At 73.9% G+C, this 20355-nt stretch carries 18 protein-coding genes and 1 pseudogene; 9 read left to right on the top strand and 10 right to left on the bottom strand.

What is annotated here, in order from left to right; genetic code table 11:
• The first annotated feature begins 27 nt into the window (after nt 1-27).
• On the top strand, nt 28-1116 hold the full coding sequence (locus Nocox_RS40610; RefSeq protein WP_020543293.1) for a sensor histidine kinase: 1089 nt from the start codon (nt 28-30) through the stop codon (nt 1114-1116).
• A 4-nt stretch (nt 1117-1120) separates the two neighbouring features.
• On the opposite strand, the gene Nocox_RS40605 is transcribed toward Nocox_RS40610, so the two are convergent.
• Complete coding sequence (locus Nocox_RS40605; RefSeq protein WP_020543292.1) at nt 1121-1498, bottom strand: YbaB/EbfC family nucleoid-associated protein; 378 nt, start codon at nt 1496-1498, stop codon at nt 1121-1123.
• Nucleotides 1499-1507: 9 nt separating this feature from the next.
• Entirely contained in the window at nt 1508-1894 is a 387-nt protein-coding gene (locus tag Nocox_RS40600; protein WP_020543291.1) for a YbaB/EbfC family nucleoid-associated protein, read from the bottom strand.
• 143 nt (nt 1895-2037) lie between these two features.
• Here Nocox_RS40600 and Nocox_RS40595 point away from each other — a divergent pair, with 143 nt between their 5' ends.
• The 3 genes from Nocox_RS40595 to Nocox_RS40585 are packed head-to-tail and all read left to right on the top strand — an operon-like array spanning nt 2038 to nt 3965.
• A complete protein-coding gene (locus Nocox_RS40595; protein WP_020543290.1) occupies nt 2038-2358 on the top strand; it encodes a hypothetical protein in 321 nt (106 codons plus the stop codon).
• Nucleotides 2349-3287 carry a hypothetical protein gene (locus Nocox_RS40590; protein WP_157383054.1) on the top strand — a complete coding sequence of 313 codons (939 nt, stop codon included), beginning with the start codon at nt 2349-2351 and terminating at the stop codon, nt 3285-3287. Before Nocox_RS40595 ends, Nocox_RS40590 begins: the two co-directional genes overlap by 10 nt.
• A 9-nt stretch (nt 3288-3296) precedes the next feature.
• The gene (locus Nocox_RS40585) at nt 3297-3965 is read left to right on the top strand and encodes a hypothetical protein (RefSeq protein WP_020543288.1); all 669 of its coding nucleotides are present in this window, start codon (nt 3297-3299) and stop codon (nt 3963-3965) included.
• A gap of 3 nt (nt 3966-3968) precedes the next feature.
• Here the strand turns inward: Nocox_RS40585 and Nocox_RS40580 are convergent, their stop codons facing one another.
• The 5 genes from Nocox_RS40580 to Nocox_RS40560 form a co-directional block, all read right to left on the bottom strand.
• Nucleotides 3969-5393, bottom strand: a complete 1425-nt coding sequence (locus Nocox_RS40580) for a pyridoxal phosphate-dependent decarboxylase family protein (protein WP_020543287.1) — start codon at nt 5391-5393, stop codon at nt 3969-3971.
• A complete protein-coding gene (locus Nocox_RS40575) occupies nt 5390-6775 on the bottom strand; it encodes an MFS transporter (RefSeq protein ID WP_020543286.1) in 1386 nt (461 codons plus the stop codon). The genes Nocox_RS40580 and Nocox_RS40575 overlap by 4 nt, the downstream gene beginning before the upstream one ends.
• Nucleotides 6772-7401 (bottom strand): TetR/AcrR family transcriptional regulator, encoded by a 630-nt coding sequence (locus Nocox_RS40570; RefSeq protein ID WP_020543285.1) that lies wholly within the window; start codon nt 7399-7401, stop codon nt 6772-6774. The genes Nocox_RS40575 and Nocox_RS40570 overlap by 4 nt, the downstream gene beginning before the upstream one ends.
• 119 nt (nt 7402-7520) lie before the next feature.
• Nucleotides 7521-10049 (bottom strand): glycoside hydrolase family 9 protein, encoded by a 2529-nt coding sequence (locus tag Nocox_RS40565; protein WP_026214355.1) that lies wholly within the window; start codon nt 10047-10049, stop codon nt 7521-7523.
• 136 nt (nt 10050-10185) lie between these two features.
• Nucleotides 10186-13545: an ATP-binding protein gene (locus Nocox_RS40560; RefSeq protein ID WP_020543283.1), complete on the bottom strand. Its 3360-nt coding sequence runs from the start codon at nt 13543-13545 to the stop codon at nt 10186-10188.
• A 163-nt stretch (nt 13546-13708) separates the two neighbouring features.
• Here Nocox_RS40560 and Nocox_RS40555 point away from each other — a divergent pair, with 163 nt between their 5' ends.
• On the top strand, nt 13709-14188 hold the full coding sequence (locus tag Nocox_RS40555) for a hypothetical protein (protein ID WP_020543282.1): 480 nt from the start codon (nt 13709-13711) through the stop codon (nt 14186-14188).
• Nucleotides 14189-14258: 70 nt separating this feature from the next.
• Here the strand turns inward: Nocox_RS40555 and Nocox_RS40550 are convergent, their stop codons facing one another.
• Entirely contained in the window at nt 14259-15404 is a 1146-nt protein-coding gene (locus tag Nocox_RS40550; RefSeq protein ID WP_020543281.1) for an alkaline phosphatase PhoX, read from the bottom strand.
• Nucleotides 15405-15570: 166 nt separating this feature from the next.
• On the opposite strand from Nocox_RS40550, the gene Nocox_RS40545 reads away from it, so the two are divergent.
• Complete coding sequence (locus Nocox_RS40545) at nt 15571-17229, top strand: carbamoyltransferase family protein (RefSeq protein ID WP_020543280.1); 1659 nt, start codon at nt 15571-15573, stop codon at nt 17227-17229.
• A gap of 137 nt (nt 17230-17366) precedes the next feature.
• Here the strand turns inward: Nocox_RS40545 and Nocox_RS44340 are convergent.
• Nucleotides 17367-17591: pseudogene (locus tag Nocox_RS44340) on the bottom strand (N,N-dimethylformamidase beta subunit family domain-containing protein); the annotation flags it as partial.
• A gap of 153 nt (nt 17592-17744) precedes the next feature.
• Here Nocox_RS44340 and Nocox_RS40540 point away from each other — a divergent pair.
• Nucleotides 17745-18527 carry an N-acetylmuramoyl-L-alanine amidase gene (locus tag Nocox_RS40540; RefSeq protein ID WP_020543279.1) on the top strand — a complete coding sequence of 261 codons (783 nt, stop codon included), beginning with the start codon at nt 17745-17747 and terminating at the stop codon, nt 18525-18527.
• A gap of 10 nt (nt 18528-18537) precedes the next feature.
• On the opposite strand, the gene Nocox_RS40535 is transcribed toward Nocox_RS40540, so the two are convergent.
• On the bottom strand, nt 18538-18723 hold the full coding sequence (locus Nocox_RS40535; RefSeq protein WP_020543278.1) for a hypothetical protein: 186 nt from the start codon (nt 18721-18723) through the stop codon (nt 18538-18540).
• Nucleotides 18724-18965: 242 nt separating this feature from the next.
• Between Nocox_RS40535 and Nocox_RS40530 the strand changes: the two genes are divergently transcribed.
• Complete coding sequence (locus Nocox_RS40530; RefSeq protein WP_020543277.1) at nt 18966-19784, top strand: SAM-dependent methyltransferase; 819 nt, start codon at nt 18966-18968, stop codon at nt 19782-19784.
• A gap of 2 nt (nt 19785-19786) precedes the next feature.
• Entirely contained in the window at nt 19787-20350 is a 564-nt protein-coding gene (locus Nocox_RS40525) for a hypothetical protein (protein WP_020543276.1), read from the top strand.
• The last annotated feature ends 5 nt before the right edge of the window (nt 20351-20355 follow it).

The raw sequence follows: 20355 nt of genomic DNA, 5'->3' as shown, positions 1-20355 counted from the left end.
TGCCGTCCCTGACCGTACGATGAGCCGGTGGACGGTGCCCGCCCGCGGCTCGCCGATGCGGTCGCGGTCCTCGTCGCGGCGGGCTTGACGCTGGCGGCCTACCCCAGGGGGCCGTTCCTGCCGCTCCTCCTCGCCGTCACGGTGCCGCTGCTGTGGATGCGGCGCGCCCCGCTGACCGTCGCCTGGATCGCCGCGGCCACCGCGGCCGCGCTGCCCGTGCTCTGCGCGCTGGCACCGGCCGCGGTGCCGCCGCTCGCCGACCTGCCGGTGTGGCCGCCGGCGGGCCCGTTCGCGGCGTACGCGGCCATGGCCTTCGCCGCCGAGCGGCAGCGCCCCACCCGGCGGTGGCTGCCCGTGCTCGCCCTGGCCCTCGCCGTGCTGCTGCCCGCCGAGTGGCCGGGGGCGGCCTTCCTCGTCCTGCGCACCGAGGTCGTGCTCGCCCTCGCCGTCTTGTACGGCCTGTACGCCGAGTCCGGCGCCCGGCTGCGGCGCGCGCTGGAGGAGCGAGCCGAGCGGGTGGAGCGCGAACGGCTGGCCGGTGAGATGCACGACGTCGTCACCCACCGGGTCAGCCGCATGGTCCTGCGGGCCGGCGCGCTGGCCGATGAGGCGGCCGACGAGCGCGCCAGGGCCGCGGCCGAGGAGCTGCGGACGACCGGCCGCGCGGCCCTGGACGAGCTGCGGCACATGAGCGTGCTGCTGAGGCGCGGCACCGGCGAGGGCTTCGACCTGGGGCTGCCGCTGCCCGATCTGCGGTCGCTGGTGTCGGAGTCGGCCTTCCGCGGCGTCCCCGTCGAGCTGGTGGTGAGCGGCGTGCCGGTGCCCGTGCCGGGGGAGGTGGGGCGGACGGCGTACCGGGTGGTGCAGGAGGCGCTGGCCAACGTGCGCGAGCACGCGCCCGGCACGGACGCCCGCGTGGAGGTGCGTTACCTGCCGGGCGTGGTGCGGATCAGCGTGCGCAACACCCGGCCTGAGGAGGAGTTCGCGCCGCCCGGCCTCGGCGGCGAAGGGCTGCGCGAGGTCAGCCAGTGGGTGGAGCTGGCGGGCGGCACGCTCAAGGCGGGGCCGGTGGAGGACGGCGGCTTCCTGGTCACCGCCACCCTCCCCACGAGCTGACCGCTCAGCCCCAATCCCCGAGCATGGCCTCCAGCCGGGCCTCGGCCTCGGCGGGGTCGTAGCCGGGCAGGGCCTCGCGCATGAGGTCGTGGGTCTGGCGCTGGGCGTCCGCGCCCGCCTCGCGCACCGCGGCCAGCGTCTCCTCCGCCAGCTCGTGGCTCGGCAGGCGGGTCGCGCGGGGGCCGTAGGCGACCTTGAGCACCCGGCCGTTCGCGTCGACCCGCGCCTCGGCCTGCCCCGAACGGGACCTGCCCACGCCGACGATCCGGTCGAGCTCCTCCTGGGCGCTCTCCAGCCAGGCCATCATCCGCTCGCCCGCGCGGCCGGCCTCGTCGAGGTCGCGCTCCTTGATGTCGGCGGGGTCGTACCGGTGGTCGAACACGTGGCCTCCCTAGAGCAGGTCGCGGGCCACCTGCTCCACCCGCTCGCGGACGAAGGTCTCGTCCAGCGGGTCGGGCAGGGTCGCGGCCCCGGCGACCTTGTCGGCGATCTCCTTGGCCCTGCGCTCGGCGTCGTCCTGGGCCGCGCGCAGCACCGCCGTCACCTCCCGGCCGAGCCCGGCCGGGCCGAGCCGCAGCGCCCGGGGGTCGAGGCGCAGGCCGGTGAGTTCGCCGTGGCCGGTGGCGACGGCCTCCACCAGCCCGTCCTTGCTCTGGGCGCGGCCCTCGACCTGCCCGATCGCGGCCCTGGCCGCCCGGAGGTCGCGCATGACCTGCCGGGCCTGCTCGTAGTAGTCGGCCAGGTAGCGGGCGTCGTCCTCGGGCGCGAGAGACGGCATGTGACCTCCTCCGACGTGACGGACGGCTGAACAACGAAGGGACAGTCTAGACGGCTGCGCTTCGCCAGATGTCCGATAGATCACAGGATGATGACTGAAAAGCGTCGGCAGAACTAACAAGAGTGCTTATATCGTCGTTCGCCATGACGGATGTTGAGATCGCCTTCGGCGCGGTGGAACGCGAAGCCGCGCGTGTGAGGGCCCACGGCGAGGACTTCGGGGGCGTGCTCACCCCGCTGCACTCACGTGGCGACGGCGTGTCGTCCTGGGGGGACGACGGTCTGTTCTCCGTGTTCACCAGCTTCTACGCCGAGTGCCGCGAGACCTCCATGGCCGCGCTGGGCGGCCTGCACGCCATGCTCGTGAGGACCGGCGACGGCCTGCACGACACCGCCAGGAACAGCCGCGACGCCGAGACGGCCAACGCCGCGGTCACCGGGGACATGGAGGCCACATGGGTGTGATCCTGCCGCCGGCGGCGGCCTCCATGATGGCGATGCTCGGCCCCTGGCCCAACATCGACGAGGACGACATGGCGCGGGAGAGCGTGGCCGTGCGCACCGCCCACACCACCGCCCTGCCCGCCGCGGCCCAGGTCGACGCGGGCGTGCAGGGCGTGGGGCAGGTCCACAAGGGCGAGTCCGCCACCCACCTGCAGTCCTTCTGGGACCAGAACGGCGGGCAGACCGGCAACCTCGCCCAGGCCGACGCCGCCCTGCGCTCGATGCCCCGGATGATCGACGGCGGCGCGTCCGTGGTGTCGGCGGTGAAGGTCGCCGCGGGCACGCAGGCCGTGTTCGCCGCCGTGGACGTGGCCAAGCTGCTGGCCTTCGGCGGAGCGGTCGGCGCGACGTACGCGACGGCCCGCGTGCTCGCCGGGCGCAGGGCGGTCGGCGGGATCCTGCGCCAGGGCGCCGAAGGCACCGGCAAGGTCCTCGCCCCGCTGATGCGGCGCAAGGTCACCGAGCCGATGCGCCGCGTCCTCGACACCATGAAGCTCCCGCGCGGGCCGATGGGCTCGCCGGCGCTCGCCGGCGTCCCGCGCGGGGGCGTCCCCATACGCCCCGTCGGCCTGCGCAACCCGTCAGGGCCCCGGTCCGTACGGGACGGCATCGCCCAGATGGGCCGCAGGAACAACCGGGGCAACAGCGGCGGCCGTGGCGGCGGCGGAGGCCGCCAGCGGGGCAGCCGGGACGAGACAGGTAAGTTCCATGGTGCGATCCCGCAGAGCACCAGGGGCATGAGCGAAGCCGAGAAGAAGAAGCTGAAGGACGACCTGGAGAAGAGCATCAAGAAGCGGGAGGCGGAGCAGCAGCGGCTGGGCTGGGAGTCCGGTCACGAGGAGCGGCTGAACCGGGAAAAATCAGCTCTGAGACGGCTCTTCGGAAGGTAGGGGTAGCGCATGCAGACGCAGACAGGCGACGACCTGATCGCACGCGTCCTCGCCCACGCGAACGACGACGACGTCCTCGGCCCGGCGGCCAACGACCTGCTGGAGGAGGTGTTCGCCGGCTACCCGGTGGACAACCTGCGCCGGCTGCTGCGCAGCGACGACGAGAAGGTCGTGCGCACCGGCGCGTGGCTGCTGTCGGAGCTGGGCGAGCTCGCCGCGCCGCTGGCCGACGAGCTGCCCGCCCTGCTCGCCAGCCCGCTCCGCCAGGCGCGTTTCTTCGCGGTCGAGGCCGTGCTGAACGCCGGGGACGCCGACGGCCCGCTCGCCGCCCAGGCGCTCGCCCTGGTCCGCGACGGTGATGACGCCGTGCGCTGGAAGGTCCTGTCCTTCCTGGCCGAGGCCGGGACGGAGCAGCTCGCGGCCGGGGCGGAGGCCCTGGCGGACGCCGAGCTCAAGGAGCTGACCGAGTGGCTGGTCCGGCTGGACGGCGAGGAGGTCGATCCGCGCGAGGTCGTCGCCCTGCTCGAAGGCGACGACCGGACGGCCCGGATGTTCGCCGCCGGGGCCGCCGCCCGGCTGTCCCACGAGGAGGACACCAACCTCCTCGCGCACGCGGCCACCGCCGAGGACGAGGAGATCCGCTCGTTCGCCCTGGAGCGGCTCGACGACCTGCGCTGACCGTCAGCCCGTGCCGTAGAGGACCGACAGGAAGCGCACCAGCACCGCCTCCCGGCTGCTCGCCGGCAGGGCGTCCAGCACGGTGTTGACCACGGCCATCTCGGGCTGTCCCGCGCCCGGCCGCAGGTCGGCGCCGACCGAGGCGGCCAGCTCGGCGAAGGAGGCGTCGTCGAGCGCGTCCAGGTCCAGCCCGGCGACCAGCTCGACCAGGCCGTCCGGCAGCTCGACCGGGCCGCGCTCGCGGGCGGCGGCAGCCGACTCGGCGATCACCTTGAGCATGGCGTCCACCCCGGCCAGCGTCACGCCGGTGACGGTGATGTGCAGGTTGGCCGGGATGCCCGCGTACGAGAGCTGCGGCTGCAGGAACCAGCCACGGGCGCGGGCCTCGTCGGCCAGCACGAACACGTCCACCCCGTCGCCGGCGAACGCCACGAGGGACGACTCCGGCTCGCCCAGCACCCGCAGGCCGGGGATCTCCGCGATGCCCTCGCGCAGCCGGGCGGCCGCCTCCAGGGTGGCGCGGCCCAGCTCGACGTACCCCTCCCGGCCGAGCGCCTGGAGGGTGGCCCACGCGCCGCCGAGCGGCCCGGCCGACCGGGAGCTCTGGACGGTCGCGTTGATGATCGTGTACCCGGGCCAGGCCGCCGAGGCGAAGTACGCCCTGCGCCGCATCGCCGGATCGGCGAACAGCACGACCGAGGCGCCCTTGGGCGCGTAGCCGAACTTGTGCAGGTCGCAGGAGAGGGACGTGACGCCCGGCACCGACAGGTCGAACGGCGGGATCTCGGCCCCGGCAGCGCGCAGCCACGGCAGCAGCCAGCCGCCCACGCACGCGTCCACGTGACACGGCACCCCGGCCGCCGCGGCGACGGCGGCCACCTCCCCGACCGGGTCGATGACGCCCTGCGGGTAGGACGGCGCTGAGACGACGACGAGGACCGTGTCCTCGGTCATGGCGGCGGCGACGTCCGCCGGCCGCACCCGGTAGGTCTCCAGGTCCACGGGCACGGCGACGACCTCGACGCCCAGGTAGTGGGCGGCCTTGTGGAAGGCGGGGTGGGCGGTGACGGGCACCACCAGGTTGGGCCGCTCCCGCCCGGCCAGGTCGCGGGCCGCCTTCACCGCCAGCATGATCGACTCGGTGCCGCCGCTGGTGAAGATGCCGTGGCCGCCGCCCAGCTCGTCCGCGACCGCGCCGACGACCTGCCGCTCCATCTCCACGATGCTGGGGAAGGCGGTCGGGTCCAGGCAGTTGACCTCCAGCATCTCGAAGTAGGCCCGCGCCGCCGCGTCGTGGACCTCGGCCCGGCCGGTGTCGTACACGTAGGCGGTCACCTGGCCGCCGCGCACCGGCAGGTCGTCCGCCTTCAGCCGGGCGATCTCGGCCAGCAGGTCGGCGGTGGCGCGTCCGGTCGGGGGGAGGTTCACGCGGGCTCCTTCGCGAGGCGGCCGTACCAGGCCACGAACGGCAGACTGATCAACATGAGCAGGGCGGGCAGCGCGGTGAACCCGAGCAGCAGGCCGGTCAGGGCCCCGGGCTCCTGCGCGACGGGCGACCCGGTGGGCGCCGAGACGAACCCCGAGACCGTCAGCACCAGCGCGAACAGTCCAGGGCCGAGCGCCAGCCCCGCGGTCTCGCCCGCCGTCCACAGCCCGGTGAACGCGCCCGACTGCGCCTGCCCGGTCCGTACGGCGTCGGCGTGCACGGTGTCCGGCAGCAGCGACAGCGGCAGCAGTTGCAGGGCCGCGTAGCAGACGCCGGCCAGCGCGGTCAGCGCCAGCGTGGCGGCCGTCCCGCCTTCCGCGATGGCGGGGACCAGCGCGACCGCGACCGCGCAGAACCCGATCGAGGCGGCGAGATAGCAGCGCACCGCGCCGTGCCGCCGCGAGAGCCACGCCCATCCGGGCACCGCGAGCATGCTGGGCCCGACCAGGCAGACGAACATCACCGATGTCAGGCCGTAGTCGCCCAGCCGGTACGAGGCCACGTACGGCGCCCCGGCCAGCATCACCGCCACCGCCAGCGCCTGCGTCACGAACGCGGCCAGCAGCACGAAGAACGGCCGGTTGCCGCGCGCCAGCCGGAAGGCGGCCACCGGTCCGAGCGGGCGCGGCCCCGGCCGCGACGGCACCCAGCGGGTGCCGAGCGTCGCGGCGACCAGGGCCGCCGCCATGACCGCGCCGACGGTTACGCCCATGACCGCGTACCCGGGCCGGCCGCCGCCCGCCAGGTCCACCACGGCCGGGGCCAGGCCGCCCGCGACGAGGATGCCGACGGTCAGGCACACCACCCGCCAGGACATGATGCGGGTCCGCGCGCTCCGGCTGCCCGCCATCTCGGCGGGCAGGGCCACGTACGGCACCTGGAAGCAGGCGAACGCGCTGGCCGCCAGCAGGAACGCCGCCCCCGACCAGAGCGCGCCCGGCAGGCCGCCGGGGACGGCGCCGGGGACGGCGAACATGAGCGCGAACGTCACCGGCAGCGCCGCCGCGCCGATCGCGAGCAGCCTGGTGCGGCGGCCGGTGCGCACGGCCTCGCGGTCGCTGGCCGCGCCGACGAGCGGGTTGAGCAGCACGTCCCAGATCTTGGGGGCGACGAGCACGACGCCCGCCACGGCGGCGGGGACGCCGAGCATGTCGGTCAGGTAGTAGAGCAGCAGTAGGCCGGGGACGGCGGAGAACACGCCGGTGCCGATCGAGCCGACGCCGTAGCCGAGCAGCCGGCCGCGCCCGAGCGGCCGCTCGACGACATCCCCGGTCGAGGGGCCGGTCGAGGGGCCGGGCGCGGGGCCCGGCGCGGGGGTGGTCATGGGGCGTCGCCGGGGAGGCCGAGGGTGCGGTGGAGGCTCTGGTGCAGGTGGGCGCGGAAGCGCCGCAGCGCCGCCCGGTCGCCCGCGCCGCGGCGGCGTCCCTCGGCGTCCAGCACGCCGCCCTTGGCGAAGCCGTGGATGGACCAGATCGCGGACCAGATCGTGTACTCGAGGTCCACGTCCGCGTCGATGACGCCCGCCTCGCGGGCCGGGAGCAGCGCCGCGCCGACGTTCGCGATCAGCGGCTGGACGTACTCGCGTTCCAGCTCGGTGATGTCGCCGGCGTCGGAGAGCCAGCGGTGCATCCACAGGGCGGGGATCTCGGGGTGGTCGACGCAGAAGTCGAGGTAGTCGTCCATGAGCCGGTGGATCGCGACGACGGGGGCGGTGCCGCCGATCCGGGCCAGCGCCTGCTCAAGCGCGGTCCGCTCGGCCAGGTGGGCGCGTTCCATGACCGTGAGGTACAGCTCGCGCTTGCCGCCGACGTGGTAGTTGACGGTGGCGATGTTCAGGCCGGCGGCCTCGGCGATCTGGCGGGTGGAGGTGCCGTCGTAGCCGAGGGCCGCGAAGAGCTGGGTGGCGACCTTGACGATCAGGGCGACCTGACCGCCGTCCGCTGGTGTCATGCGCCGAACATAGTTCCACCACGCCCCGCCGGTCAATCACTTGATGGAGGCCGGGCTCAGCGCGGGCTCAGGGGGTGACGGGGCCTTCCGGTGGCGGCGGAAGGCCCCGTTCTCAGGGGTCAGCGGCAGCGGCCGCCGTTCAGGTGGAACACCTCGGGCGCCGGGTTCGGGCCGGAGGGGTTCGTGCCGTTGAACCCGAACGTCACCTTCTGTCCGGGCTTGATCTTGCCGTTCCAGCTCAGCGCCTTGGCCGTCACGACCGGGCCCGACTGCGACAACGTCGCGCTCCAGACGTGCCCGGCCTGCTGACCGGACAGGAACGACCAGCGCAGGGTCCAGCCGTCCACCGCGTGCTTGCCGGTGTTCTCGATCACGACCTGCGCGGTGAAACCGCCCGGCCACGTGCCGTGCGCCGTGTAGGAGACCCGGCAGTCCGCGCGCTCGGACCGGTCGGCCAGGAACGACGAGACCCAGGCCAGCGGCGAGTTCCAGTTGATGGTCAGCTCGTTCGTCGACCACGACTCGATGTGGTCGATGTAGCAGAACTGCGGCTTGCAGCCCTGGAGCAGGCGCTGGGCGATCGGGTCCTGGATGGCGGAGTTCGGGCCGCCGGACAGCGTGCCGCGCGGCGGGTTCGGCAGGGCGGGGTCGAGCTGGTGGGCGTACCAGCGGCTGTGCTGGTTCTTCGAGGCGACCTCGCCGTAACCGGTCACGTACGACTGGTTGAGCGCGTTGCGGCCCAGGATGTAGTCCATGCCCTCGCGGACGGCGGCGCGGTACTTCTCCTGGCCGGTCAGGTCATAGGCGGTGGCCACGACGACCAGGTTGTTCAGCACCAGGTTGTTGGAGCCCCAGTCGTAGTCCGGCGGGTTGTAGGGCAGTCCGTACGGGTGCGCCCGCTGGATCGCCAGGTACTTCTCGGCCCCCTCGACCACCGACTGCCGCACCCGCGCCCGGTCGGGCAGCCCGTTGGGCACCGTCGCCAGCTCCAGACGGCCGAGCTGGGCCGTGTTGCCCCAGTCGAAGCCGCGGTCGCGCCAGACGTCGCCGGTGTGGTGCGGCGAGGCCAGGACGAAGTCCTTGAACTCCTTCTCGCCGGTCGTGATGTAGAGCTCCGCCGCCGCCCAGTAGAACTCGTCGCTGACGTCGGCGTCGTTGTAGGCGCCGCCGCCGGTGCCGTCGGCCGGGTCGGCGTACCTGGCGGGCTCGGCCTTGGCCGCCGCCCACGCCTTGCGGGCCGCCGTCAGGTTGCGCGCCGCGAACGCGGCGTCGTACGGCGCGAACAGCCGGGCCGCCTGCGCCGCCGTCGCGGCCAGGTTCAGCGTCGCCGCCGTGGACGGCGGGTGCAGCTCGCGCGGCTGCGGGTCGAGGTGCGGCAGCAGCGGCAGGCCGGTCCAGTTCCGGTCGTGGATCTTGTGGTGGGCCATGCCGGCCAGCGGCTTGCCGTCAGGGACCTGCATGCTCAGCAGGAACTCCTGCTCCCAGCGGGCCTCGTCCAGGATGTCGGGGCGGCCGTTGCCGCTCTCCGGGATGGCGAGCTGGCCGTCCTTGAAGGCCGCCCGGTCGCGCTCGTAGGCGGACATGAGCTGGTGGACGGAGATGCCGCCGTTGACGACGTACTTGCCGTGGTCGCCTGCGTCGTACCAGCCGCCTCGGACGTCGAGCGAGTAGTCGCAGACGCCGGGCTGGCAGGGGACGCTCACGTCGCCCTGGTTGGGCGCGACGCCGAGGTGGCCGGCCGGGCGGGCGTAGCCGGGGCGCAGGCTGCCGAGGATCTCGATGCCGCTGCGCTGGGTGTAGTAGAACTTCAGCGCGTCGGTCGGGAGCTGGTCGTAGAGGTCGGCGGCGATGTCGAACGGGCGGCTGGTCTCGCCGTCGGCCGTGATCGTGTAGCTCTCGCCGGTCCTGCGGTAGGAGCTGAAGTCGAGCGTGTGGACGTTCTGGCCGGAGCTGGCGTCCACGCCTCTCGGGGTGGTCCTGCCCTTGGCGACGGTCTCGTTGTCGGCGTTCTTCAGCTCCCAGTCCAGCGCGGCCGTGGCGGCGGTGACCACGGTGGCCTTCTTGGGGCCCGAGGGCAGGTAGCCGAGCATGTTCACCCGGACGCGGGGGCCGGTGTCCGGCTCGTAGACCTCGGGCTCCGCGCCGCCTCTCAGCGACACGTCGTCCATGCAGAACCTCCAGGGCTCGGCGCTGCCGCCCAGCTGGAACGCGACCTGCGCGTTCGGCAGCGACACGGGGGCGGTGAAGGTGTAGGAGTAGTCGTTGCCCGAGACGCTCATTTCGGGGGCGGCCGACAGATACTGCGTCCACGGGTCCACGGGGAGCTGGATCAGGGCGCGGCCGACCTTGGCGGGGGTGGCGGTGGCGAAGAAGCCGAAGGCGTAGGTCTCGCCCTCGACCAGCGGGAGGTCGTTCTGGCCGATGATGACGTCCCACGGGTTGGCGGTGCCGCCCGGGATGTCGGCGCACAGGCGGCCGTCCTGGACGGCCGGCGTCACGTTGGCAGTGCTCCACCAGGGGGCGGTGCCGGAGTCGAAGGTGCCGTTCACGATCTGCTCGGGTCCCTCGTCGGCGGCGTGAGCGGTCGCCGCGGGGGACAGGGCGACCATGGTGAGGAGGGCCAGTAAGGCGGCCCGACATCGGGTCATGGAGGTCCTTAGGGGGGATTGGGAGCGCTCCCAATCCTGATGGGCGGGTGGGGCCGCGTCAACGGGGCCGCACCATCCATGATTCAGAAGGGTGAAACTTTCACGCCCGGCACCTCAGGCGGACGGTGGCGGGGGCTCAGGGGGCTGGCCGGGCTGGGCTGGGTGGGCTGGGTGGGCGGGCCTGTTGGGCGGCCGGGCGGCCGAGGCGGACCAGGTGGGCCACTTCGGTGGCGCGGCGGTGGTCGTAGGCCACGGCCAGCCGGTCCGCCGCCGCCACCGCCCGATCGGCCGCGCGCCGGGCCGCCCGGCCGCGGCCGGCGACGGCGAGCACGAGCGCGTCCGCCCACCCCACCCGCGCCGCCGCACCCGGATTGCGCGCCAGGTAACGGGCCAGATGCCGGTGCAGCCCCCGGGCGATGGCCCGGTCCGCGCGGGCGCCGGCCGGGTCCAGGCGGACGAGCGCGGGGTCCGTGTGGTCCGCGCGGGTTACGGCCGGGTCCAGGCGGACGAGCGCGGGGTCCGTGTGGTCCGCGCGGACGACAGGCGGGTCCGCGCGGGTTGGTGGAGGGGTCCAGAGGAGTTCGGCGAGGCCGGTCCAGCATTCGAGCATGCCGGGCTGGGTGGCGGGCAGGCGGGCCGCCAGGGTCAGGGCCTCCTCCAGCGTCTCGCGCGCCGGGCGCAGGCCGAGGCGGGCGGTGGCGGTGATCAGGCGCAGGCGCTGCATGGCGCGGGCGGCGGCGCTGTCGTGCAGTCCGAACGCCTCCCCATGCGTACGCCGCCGCTCGGCCGACGCGCGGGCGGCCGCCAGCAGCGCGGCGATCTCCTCAGGCGGCACGCCGCCGAGGCGGATCAGGGCCTCGGCCCGGCCGGTCAGGCACCAGTGGCGGCCGATGTCGTCCCCGCCGACCCGGCGGACGGCCAGCTCCTCCGTGGCCGCGTACAGCTCGGCCGCCGCGGCGAAGTCGCCCCGCCACAGGGCGGTCTCGGCGAGCAGGCCCGCGCAGTTCTCAGCGGTACGGGGGTCGAGCGTGCGGTCGCGGCCCTCGGTGAACGAGCGGCGCGCCTCCTCGAAGGCCCCGGCGTGGAGCTGGTCGAGGCCGCGGGCCAGGCGGGCCCGGCTCGCGGCCTCCGTGGGACGGCGGACGGCGGCCAGGGCGCGGTCGGCGAGCGCGCCGTAGCGGCCGGCCAGCCGGCGGAGGCGGGCGATGCGGGCGATGGTGGCGAAGTTCGCGTACGCCTCCGCCCGGAGCGCGGTGTCGGCCGCGCGCACGGCGGCGTTGAGCTGGCGCATGGACGCGACCAGCATGGTGGGCAGGTCCTGCTGGAGGAAGGCGAACCTGGCCAGCAACGTCAGCGCCTGCGCGGCCTCGCCCCCGCCGCCCTCGCCGGTCTCGCGGCCGACCGTCTCGCGGCCGGCGAGGGCGTGGGCGGCCTGGCGGAGTGCGGCGGCACTCAGGGCGGCGGCGACGGAGACCGGGGACGTCGGCAGGCGCTCGCCCAGGACGTCGAGCGCCGCCCTGGCCAGTCGGATCGCCTCCCGCTCCCGCGCGAGCTGATGTTCGCTGAGCGCCGCCATCCACAACCAGCGGGCCCGTAAGGAAGCCGCCGCCTCCGGCGTCCGGGCCAGGTGGTCGTGGACGACGGCGGCCGACTCCTCGTACAGCCGCAGCCGCAGGCACAACGTCCAGTAGTGGTCGAGGAAACGGGGACCGCGTGACACCGGCCAGGCCAGGCGCAGGTTGTCCAGCTCGGGGGCGAGCACGCGGACCGCCTCCCGGTCCGCGCCGTCCCTGAGCGCCGTGGCGTGGCGGTCGAGCAGGCGGGCGAAGTGCGCGGCGTGGCGGTCGCGCGCCTGCTCGCGGCGTTCAGGGGAGAGACGCAGGCCGGCGAGCTGCTGGATGAGGGGGTGGACGGCGTACCGCCCTGTGGGGGTGAGCTGGATCATGCTGTGGTCGACCAGGCGTACCAGCACCTCGGGCGTGGTCCTCGCCACCTCCAGCGCGGCGTCCAGCGTGCACCCGCCGCCGAACACCGACAGCGCCGCCAGCGCCTCCCGCCCCGCCTCGTCCAGCAGCTCCCACGAGGTGTCGAACACCGCCCGCATCCCGGCGTGGCGGAGCCGGACGGCGGGCCCGGCGGCGGCGAGCAGGCCGGGGTCCGCGCCGAGCCGCCGGGCGAGGTCCGCGCACGGCACGGCGCGCAGCAGGCCGGCGGCCAGCTCGATGGCCAGGGGGAGGCCGCCGGTCGCGGCGCGGATGGCGGCGACGTGCGCGGCCTCGGCGACGGCGTCGAACGCCGGCTGCGCCCGTACCGCGCGGGCCGCGAACAGCTCCTCGGCGGCCGGGTCAGGCAGCTCCCCGACGGGTACGGGGCACTGGCCGGGCACGGCGAGCCGGCGTCTGGTGGTGGCCAGCACCCGCACCCCGGGGGCGTGCCGCAGGACGCGGGCGATGAACGGGTCGAAGGCCGGCAGGTGTTCGAGGTTGTCCAGCACGAGCAGGGCCCGGCGGCCGGCCAGGGCGGCGAGCACGAGCTCGGCGGCGGGCCGGGGCGCCGAGAGGTCCACGCCGAGCCGCCGGGCCAGCGTCGTCACGGCGGCCTCCCCGCGCACCCCCACGAAGGACACGAACACCACCTCGTCCGACGGGGTGGGGACGGCGAGGGCGAGGCGGGTCTTGCCGACGCCGCCCGGCCCGAGGAGGGTGACCAGGCGTTCGCGGGCGAGCAGCGCCCGCACCCGCCGGACGTCGGCCTCGCGCCCGATCAGCTCGGTGCCGGGCACGGGCGGCGCGGCGACGTGGGACCCTCGCGGCGGGGCGGCGAGCCGGCGGCGCAGCGCCGCCGTCTCCGGGGCGGGCTCGACGCCCAGCTCCTCCCGCAGCCGCCGGCGCAGCCCTTCGTAGCAGGCCAGCGCCGCCGCCCGGTTGCCGTCGCCGGCCAGGCGGGCGATCAGCAGCCGGTGCGCCTCCTCGTCGTACGGGTCCAGCTCGGCGACCAGCCGCGCCAGCCGGGTCACCTGCTCGGACCCGTGGTCACCGGCCCGGAGCAGCGCCTCCCGGAGCAGCAGCCGCACCCGCCGCCGCTCGGCCTCCAGCCAGCAGGAGAAGGCGGGCGCGTCGCAGAAGGAGACGCCGTCCAGGAACTCGCCGCGCCACAGCCGCAGCGCGCCCTCCACGGTCGGCTCCCTGCTGAGCTGGCGGTAGTCGACGAAGCAGGCGTCCTCGGCGAGGAAGCGCACCTGGTCGCGGTGGATGTCGAGCCAGTCGCCGACCTCGCGGCGCAGCTCGGAGAGCGCCAGCCGCAGGCTGCCCCGGGCGTTGGCGTCGGGCCGTTCGCCCCAGAGCAGCCCGGCCAGCTCGGCGCGCGGACGGGGGCCGGGCACGCTGGCGAGGTAGCAGAGCAGGGCCCGGCTCTTGGCGGAGCGGATGCCGACGGGTGTCCCTCCGACGGCCAGCTCGGGGGTGCCGAGCAGCAGCAGGGTCAGCGAGTTCCCCATGGCCGCACGGTAAGGGGCGGCGGGCTGTCCGGGCTGTGCCGAAAGGCGCAGAAGGCCGGTGTTCTGGGTTACTGACCTGCGCGCTCACGGTCGGCTCACGATCGCCTCCCCACCCTGGTGCCCACCAACCCGGACAACCCGGAGAGAAGAAGGAGAAGTCAGCATGCGCTCTCACCAGCTGATCGCCGCCCTGGCCCTGGTCGGCGGCATGGCCGCCCCCGTGCTGGTGGCCACGGGACCGGCCCTCGCGGCGGGATCGTGCCGCGTCGACCTGTACGACATCGACGCCCACAACGTGGCCGAACGGGACGGCCAGGACGAGCTCCGCTTCCGCGTCGACGGCAACCTGTTCCCGCGCTTCGGCGACAAGTACTTCCCCATGCGCAGCGGCGGCGACGGCGACCCGGCCGACTTCGGTAACCCGACCACGCTGCTCGTCGGCACCGAGAACGTCAGCTTCAACCTGCGCGAGGTCACCCCGCCGGCCGTCGGCGAGGGCGACAGCCTCGGCTCGGCGATCGCCCACGGCAGCGTGTGCGCGGGCCTCGACGAGGACGAGACCGAGATCGAGACGACGATCATCGAGGGGGACGACCCGACCGAGTACAGCTACACCGTCAGGCTCAAGCTGACCGGCCAGTGACCAGGCCGCGCGCAGCGGCTCGCGAAGGCCCCGCCCCGGTCCCCGGCGGGGCCTTCCCGCGGGTGCGCCGTCAGCGCCGGAAAGGGCCTCTCACCTCGTACGTGATGCCGCCCGTCCCCGCCGTCTCGCCGCTGGTGCCGCGCTGGGAGGAGAAGTAGAGCCGGGTGCCGTCGGGCGAGAACGCGGGCCCGGTGATCTCCGACCTGGCCTGCCCGTCGAGCCGCACGACCGGCGCCACGACGCCGTCCGGCGTGATGATGTTGATCTCCATGTTGCCGCCGTCCTCGGCCACGTAGAGGTCGCCGGAGGGCCGGCCGGTGATGTTGTCGACGCCGTCGAGCGTCCCGCCGCCGTCGTAGACGGCCTTGACGGTCGAGCGGGCCACGTCGTACGCCCACACCTTGCGGTCGCCCTTGGCCGTGAAGTAGCAGATCCCGCCCGCGTAGTGGCAGCCCTCGCCGCCGCTGAAGTGGCGGGCGGCGGAGACCTGGTGCCTGGTCTGCGTCTCCAGCACGGCGGGCCCGGGATCGGGCACCGGACGCCATTCGACGGCGTCGCCGCCCGCGCCGCAGAGCACGTCGAGCCGGCCGCTGGACAGGTCGCCCCAGGTGGTGGGGGTGAAGCGGTAGAAGCAGCCGTCGGACTCGTCCTCGGTGAGGTAGACGACCCGGTGGTCGGGGTCGCAGGCGGCGGCCTCGTGCTTGAAGCGGCCCATGGCGGGACGTGGCTGGGCGGAGCGGACGCCGTACGGGTCGGTCTCGTACACCCGGCCGCGGAAGACCTCCTCGCACGACAGCCAGGTGTTCCAGGGGGTCGCGCCGCCCGCGCAGTTGAGCGTGGTGCCGCTGAGGATGCGGTAGGCCCGGTCGATCGAGCCGTCGGCGCGGAACTTGATGGCCGAGGCGCCGCCGACCAGCGGCACCTCGGAGTTGGAGACGTAGATCCAGCCGGCGCCGTCGGGGAAGCAGGCGCCGCCGTCGGGCGCCGGGTGCCAGAGCGTCCCGCCGACGACGCGGCCGGTCCTCGCCACGATCCGGCCGGTGAACCCGGCGGGCAGCGCCATGCCGTTCGCGTCGGGCGCGCCGAGGGGCCCGTACGGGCTCGCGCCCGCCGAAACGGCGGCCACCGAGGCGGCGGCGTCGTGCCACACCGCGCCGGAGAAGGCCACGGCGCCGAGGCCGGTCGAGAGGGTACGTAAGAAGGTGCGGCGTTGCATCCTCGCTCCATCCACTCGGGGCTCCGTACCGACCCCGAGAGTAGACGCCGGGCCGTCCCCTGCGTAGGCCCAGATCCGACGCTGACGTGTCTCTTACGCCCCTGGGAGATCCACTTGTCCTGGCCTCGGGTACGGGTGGCGTGATCACAACCAGGAGGCACCGGAGATGGCCGATTTTCCCATCGTCGTCGGGATCAACCGCACCCAGGACGGATCCATCGCCGTCGCGGTCGGCGACGCGGGCATGTACAGCCTGCAGAAGGAGCGCATCACCCGGCGCAAGCACCACTGGGGCCGGCCCGGCGACCTGCCCGACCGCTACCTGCCCGCGATGCCGCTGCTCAAGGAGCCGGTGGACCTCGTGGTCGAGGGATACTCCTCCGACGCCGAGATCGAGAACCTGGAGGACTACCACGAGGAGCTGCGCGAGAGCCTGAGCCTCAAGGAGGACGCCAGGATCGTCCAGGTCTCGCACCACCTGAGCCATCTCTACAGCGCCTTCCACCCGTCGCCGTTCGAGCAGGCGGCGGGCCTGGTCGTGGACAACCAGGGCAGCCCGGTCCGGCGCCTCACCGAGCTGTTCACGCCGCCGCCGGGCGCCTCCGGCGACCTGCTGGAGGTCGCCTCCTTCTACCGGTGCACCCGCGACGGCGTCGAGTGCCTGGCCAAGCAGCTCTGGCACGGCGACTGGGCCGACCCGGCCGGGCTCGGCTGCTTCTACGCCCTCCTCGCCAAGGCGCTCTGGCCCGAGGGCGAGGGCAACGAGGGCAAGGTCATGGGCCTGGCCCCGTACGGCGACCCGGACGCGCTCGGCCTGCCCGGCCTCGACGTGCGCGGGCACGAGGTGCTGATCCCGTCCGCGTGGACGGAGCTGTTCGCCCGGCGCGAGGACTTCCTCTACGAGCCGGGCGGCGAGCCGTTCCGCCGCTCGGCGAACCTCGCCGCCGCCGGCCAGCGCGCCTTCGAGAACGCCCTGGCCGCCCTCGCGGAGTGGCTGCACGCCAGGACCGGCCTGGACCGGCTGGCCTTCGCCGGCGGCACCGCGCTCAACTGCTCGGCCAACGGCCTGCTCATCAGGCGGGGGCCGTTCCGCGAGGTCTTCGTCCCGCCGAGCCCGCACGACGGCGGCACCGCGATCGGCTGCGCGCTGTACGGGCTGGAGGCCGTGCTCGGCGTCCGCGGCCGGTGGCGGTGGGACGACGACTTCCTCGGCCCCGACCCCGACGAGAGCGAGATCACGGCGGCCGTCGGCAGCCTCCCCGACGGCCTGGTCGCCGAGCAGCCCGAGGACCTGATAGCCGCGATGGTGGCGCTGCTGGAGGACGGCCGGGTCGTGGGCCTGCACCAGGGCCGCAGCGAGTCAGGGCCGCGCGCCCTCGGCCACCGCAGCATCATCGGCGACCCGCGCAGGCCCGACATCCAGGACTACGTCAACTACGAGGTCAAGGGCCGCGAGTGGTTCCGTCCGCTGGCCCCGCTGGTGCTCGCCGAGCACGCCCAGCGCTTCTTCGACGTGGACCGGCCCGCGCCGTTCATGCAGTACGCCGTCGACGTCCGCCCCGAGTGCCGCGAGCTGCTGCCCGGGATCACGCACGTGGACGGCACCACCCGGCTGCAGACGGTGGAGCCGGGGCGCACGCCGTTCCTGCACGCGCTGCTCACCCGCTGGTACGAGCGGACCGGCCTGCCCGTGCTGATCAACACCTCGCTGAACGGCCCGGGAAGGCCGCTCACCGAGACGCCCGAGCACTCGATCGACACGCTGCGCACGACCGGCATGCACGCGCTGGTGATGCCGCCGTACCTGATCAGGAAGGTGGGCTGAGCGGCGGCTCGCCGAGGCGGTCGAGCACGTTCGCGGTGATGCGCGCGACCGCCGCCGAGCCGTCCAGCCCGCGCGGCCAGTCGGTGGTCGCGCCGCGCCAGCCAGGCCACGAAACGGCCGTCCCAGTGGACGAACGTCTGCCGCGGCGTCGGGTCGTACGGGTCGACGTTCGTCACGTCGTACGGGGTGGCGCCGGTGCCGCCGCCCGGCCGGTGCAGCGACACCCCCGGAGCCGGGTCGCCCGGGAGCTCCCCAGGGCGCGGATGGTCGTACGGGCACCAGCCGCCGGAGACGTTGTAGGCGTGGTAGGTGAACAGCGGCAGCTTGTAGAGGATGCGCGCGGACGGGGCCGAGGGGCGCACCACGAAGAGCGCCTTGCGTCCCGCCCGCGCGAGGGCTCGGCTGCTCCACGTATCCCCTGATCACATGGCCAGGACTACCCGGTCGTGCGACACGGGATAGCAGGTCGGCGTATGCATTGGGGTCAACCTCGCGGGGCGGGTAGCGTCGGCCGCATGCGCGCGTACCTGGTGACACTGACGCTGTCGGCCGCGCTCTCCACCGCGTGCGGCGGCTCGCCGGCGCCTGCCGCGCCCGAGGCGGCGCCGCCGCCCTCACCGGCTCCCACGCCTTCGAAGGCCCCGTTGCGCGGCAGGACGGTCGTCCTCGATCCCGGGCACAACGGCGGCAACGCCTCCCACCCGGCCGAGATCAACCGCCAGGTCGACGTCATCAACGGCACCAAACCGTGCAACACGACCGGCACCGCGACCGACGCCGGCTACCCCGAGCACGCCTTCACCTGGGACCTCGCCGGCCGGCTCAAGCCGATGCTCGAACGCATGGGCGCCAAGGTCGTGCTCACCCGGCCGAACGACAAGGGGGTCGGCCCGTGCGTCACCGAGCGGGCGGCCATCGGCAACGAGGCGCGGGCGGACGCGGTGCTGTCCATCCACGGGGACGGGGCCGCGCCCCACGGCCACGGCTTCCACGTGATCATGCCGGGCCTGCTGCCCGGCCACAACGACGAGGTGATCGAGCCGTCGCGGCGGCTCGGCCGCGCCGTACGCGACGCCTACCGCGCCGGCACCGGCATCCCGTTCGCGAACTACACCGGCAAGGACGGCCTCCAGATCCGTACGGACCTCGGCGGTCTCAACCTGTCGGCCCGGCCCGCCGTCTTCATCGAATGCGGCAACATGCGCAATCCCGGCGACGCCGCCAAGATGTCCAGCCCCGCCTTCCGGCAGCGCATGGCCACCTCGCTGGCCGCCGGCCTGCGCGACTTCCTGACCTGATCCCCGCCCGTCACGCCTCGTGACAGAGGGGCTCCCCGCCCACCACGCAGGCGATGTCGTCGAGTTGCACGCTGAGCAGGGTGCCGCTCATGCCGAGCACGAGCACGAGGTCGCGCCGCGAAGGATGGGCCAGCATGACCCGGCCGACGACGCCGTTGTCCAAGATCACGGTGGGGCGGCCTGCCGCGTAGTCCATGCCCTCGTGACTCCTCTCCGAGAGGGGCCGGCCCCCGCCGGGCCCTTCCCCACCAGGATGCACAGGCGAACGCCGCCACCGCATCGGCCATGAGGCCCAATTTCGTCCAGGGGGCCGGGTTTCTCTGCCCTATGGAGCCCGTTCCAGTCGGATTTCCTGACTTGGGTCTCGAACGCAAGAAAGTCGTGCCGGTTGAGTAGGATGGCGCTCACGTTGCCGCGTGGCTAAGGAGACGGCGCCCCGTGACCGACTTACAACGCCTTCCGCCCGGTGTCGACCCGACGGTGCCCAGTTCGGCCCGCGTGTACGACTACCTGCTGGGCGGCAAGGACAACCTCGCCGTCGATCGCGAGGTCGCCGAGAAGCTGCTCGCGGTCGCCCCCGACACCCGGCTCGTCGCGCGGGCCAGCCGCCGCTTCCAGATCGAGGCCGTCCGCCACCTCGCCGGGCAGGGCATCAGGCAGTTCCTCGATCTGGGCACCGGCATCCCCACCTCGCCCAGCATCCACGAGACCGTGCGCGAGGTCCACGCAGGCTGCCGCGTGGTCTACGCCGACAACGACCCCGTGGTGCGCCTGCACGCCCAGGTGCTGCTGGCCGACGCGCCCGGCATCGCCGCCGTCCAGGCCGACCTGCGCCGGCCCGCCGACATCCTCGGCGATCCGCAGGTCACCGACCTGATCGATTTCGACCGGCCGGTGTGCGTGCTGATGGTGGGCGTGCTGCACTACGTCATGGACGACGAGGACCCGCCCGGCATCGTGGCCGCCTTCAGGGACCGCATGGCGCCGGGCAGCCACCTCGTGCTCACCCACGCGCTCGCGGAGAGCGACCCGCAGGCCGTCGGCCGGCTGCGCGCGTCCACCGACGGCACCTCAGCCCAGGCGGGGTTCCGCACGTGGGAGGAGGTGCGGTCGCTGTTCGAGGGGTTCGAGCTCATCGGGCCGGGGCTGGTGCCGGTCCACGAGTGGCGCCTCGGCCCGGACGATCAGGAGGTTCCGCTGATCGACGGCGTGCCCCGGCTGCTCATGGCGGCCGGCGTGGGCCGGGTCAAAGCCTGATCGTGACAAGTCGTAACAAGCTCGACCAATGGTCGTATTTAGCGGAGCGAGGTCTGGCGGACACATTCGAGTGTTCGTGGGTCGAGACGCCCGACTACCGCGCGGTCGTCACCAAGCTGCGGGTGGAGGAGGAGACACTCGCCTGCGACCTGAACCAGGCGCGGCGCTGGTATCAGCCCTACGCGGAAGAGATCGTCGTCTGGGTGGGCGAGCAGAGCCCCGGCTGGGTCACGATGTTCACCGTGTCCGGACTGTTCCCGTGGCCGGCCATCGACTCGCTCCTGCGGCCGGGCGGCCGGGTCTACCACCTGTCCTACTACGCGGACGAAGTCAGCGAACCCGTCTATTTCGACGGGAGCGAGTGGGCGGAGGACATCTCCGCGGATCACTGGGACCGCCCCAGGCAAGAAGGAGCAGGTCTCACGGGTTCCTCTGACCTCGCCCGGGAGATGAACTTCTACCTCGCCGCGCTCGCATACAGGACGGGCGGATTCATCGACGACACCTGGTTCACCACGCCAGGGCTGCTCTGCCGCATTCCGGACGGGGCGTGGCCCCGTGCATGACCAGC

The sequence above is a fragment of the Nonomuraea coxensis DSM 45129 genome, from assembly GCF_019397265.1.
GTDB lineage: Bacteria > Actinomycetota > Actinomycetes > Streptosporangiales > Streptosporangiaceae > Nonomuraea > Nonomuraea coxensis.
This window is presented reverse-complemented; position numbering and strand designations above follow the sequence as displayed.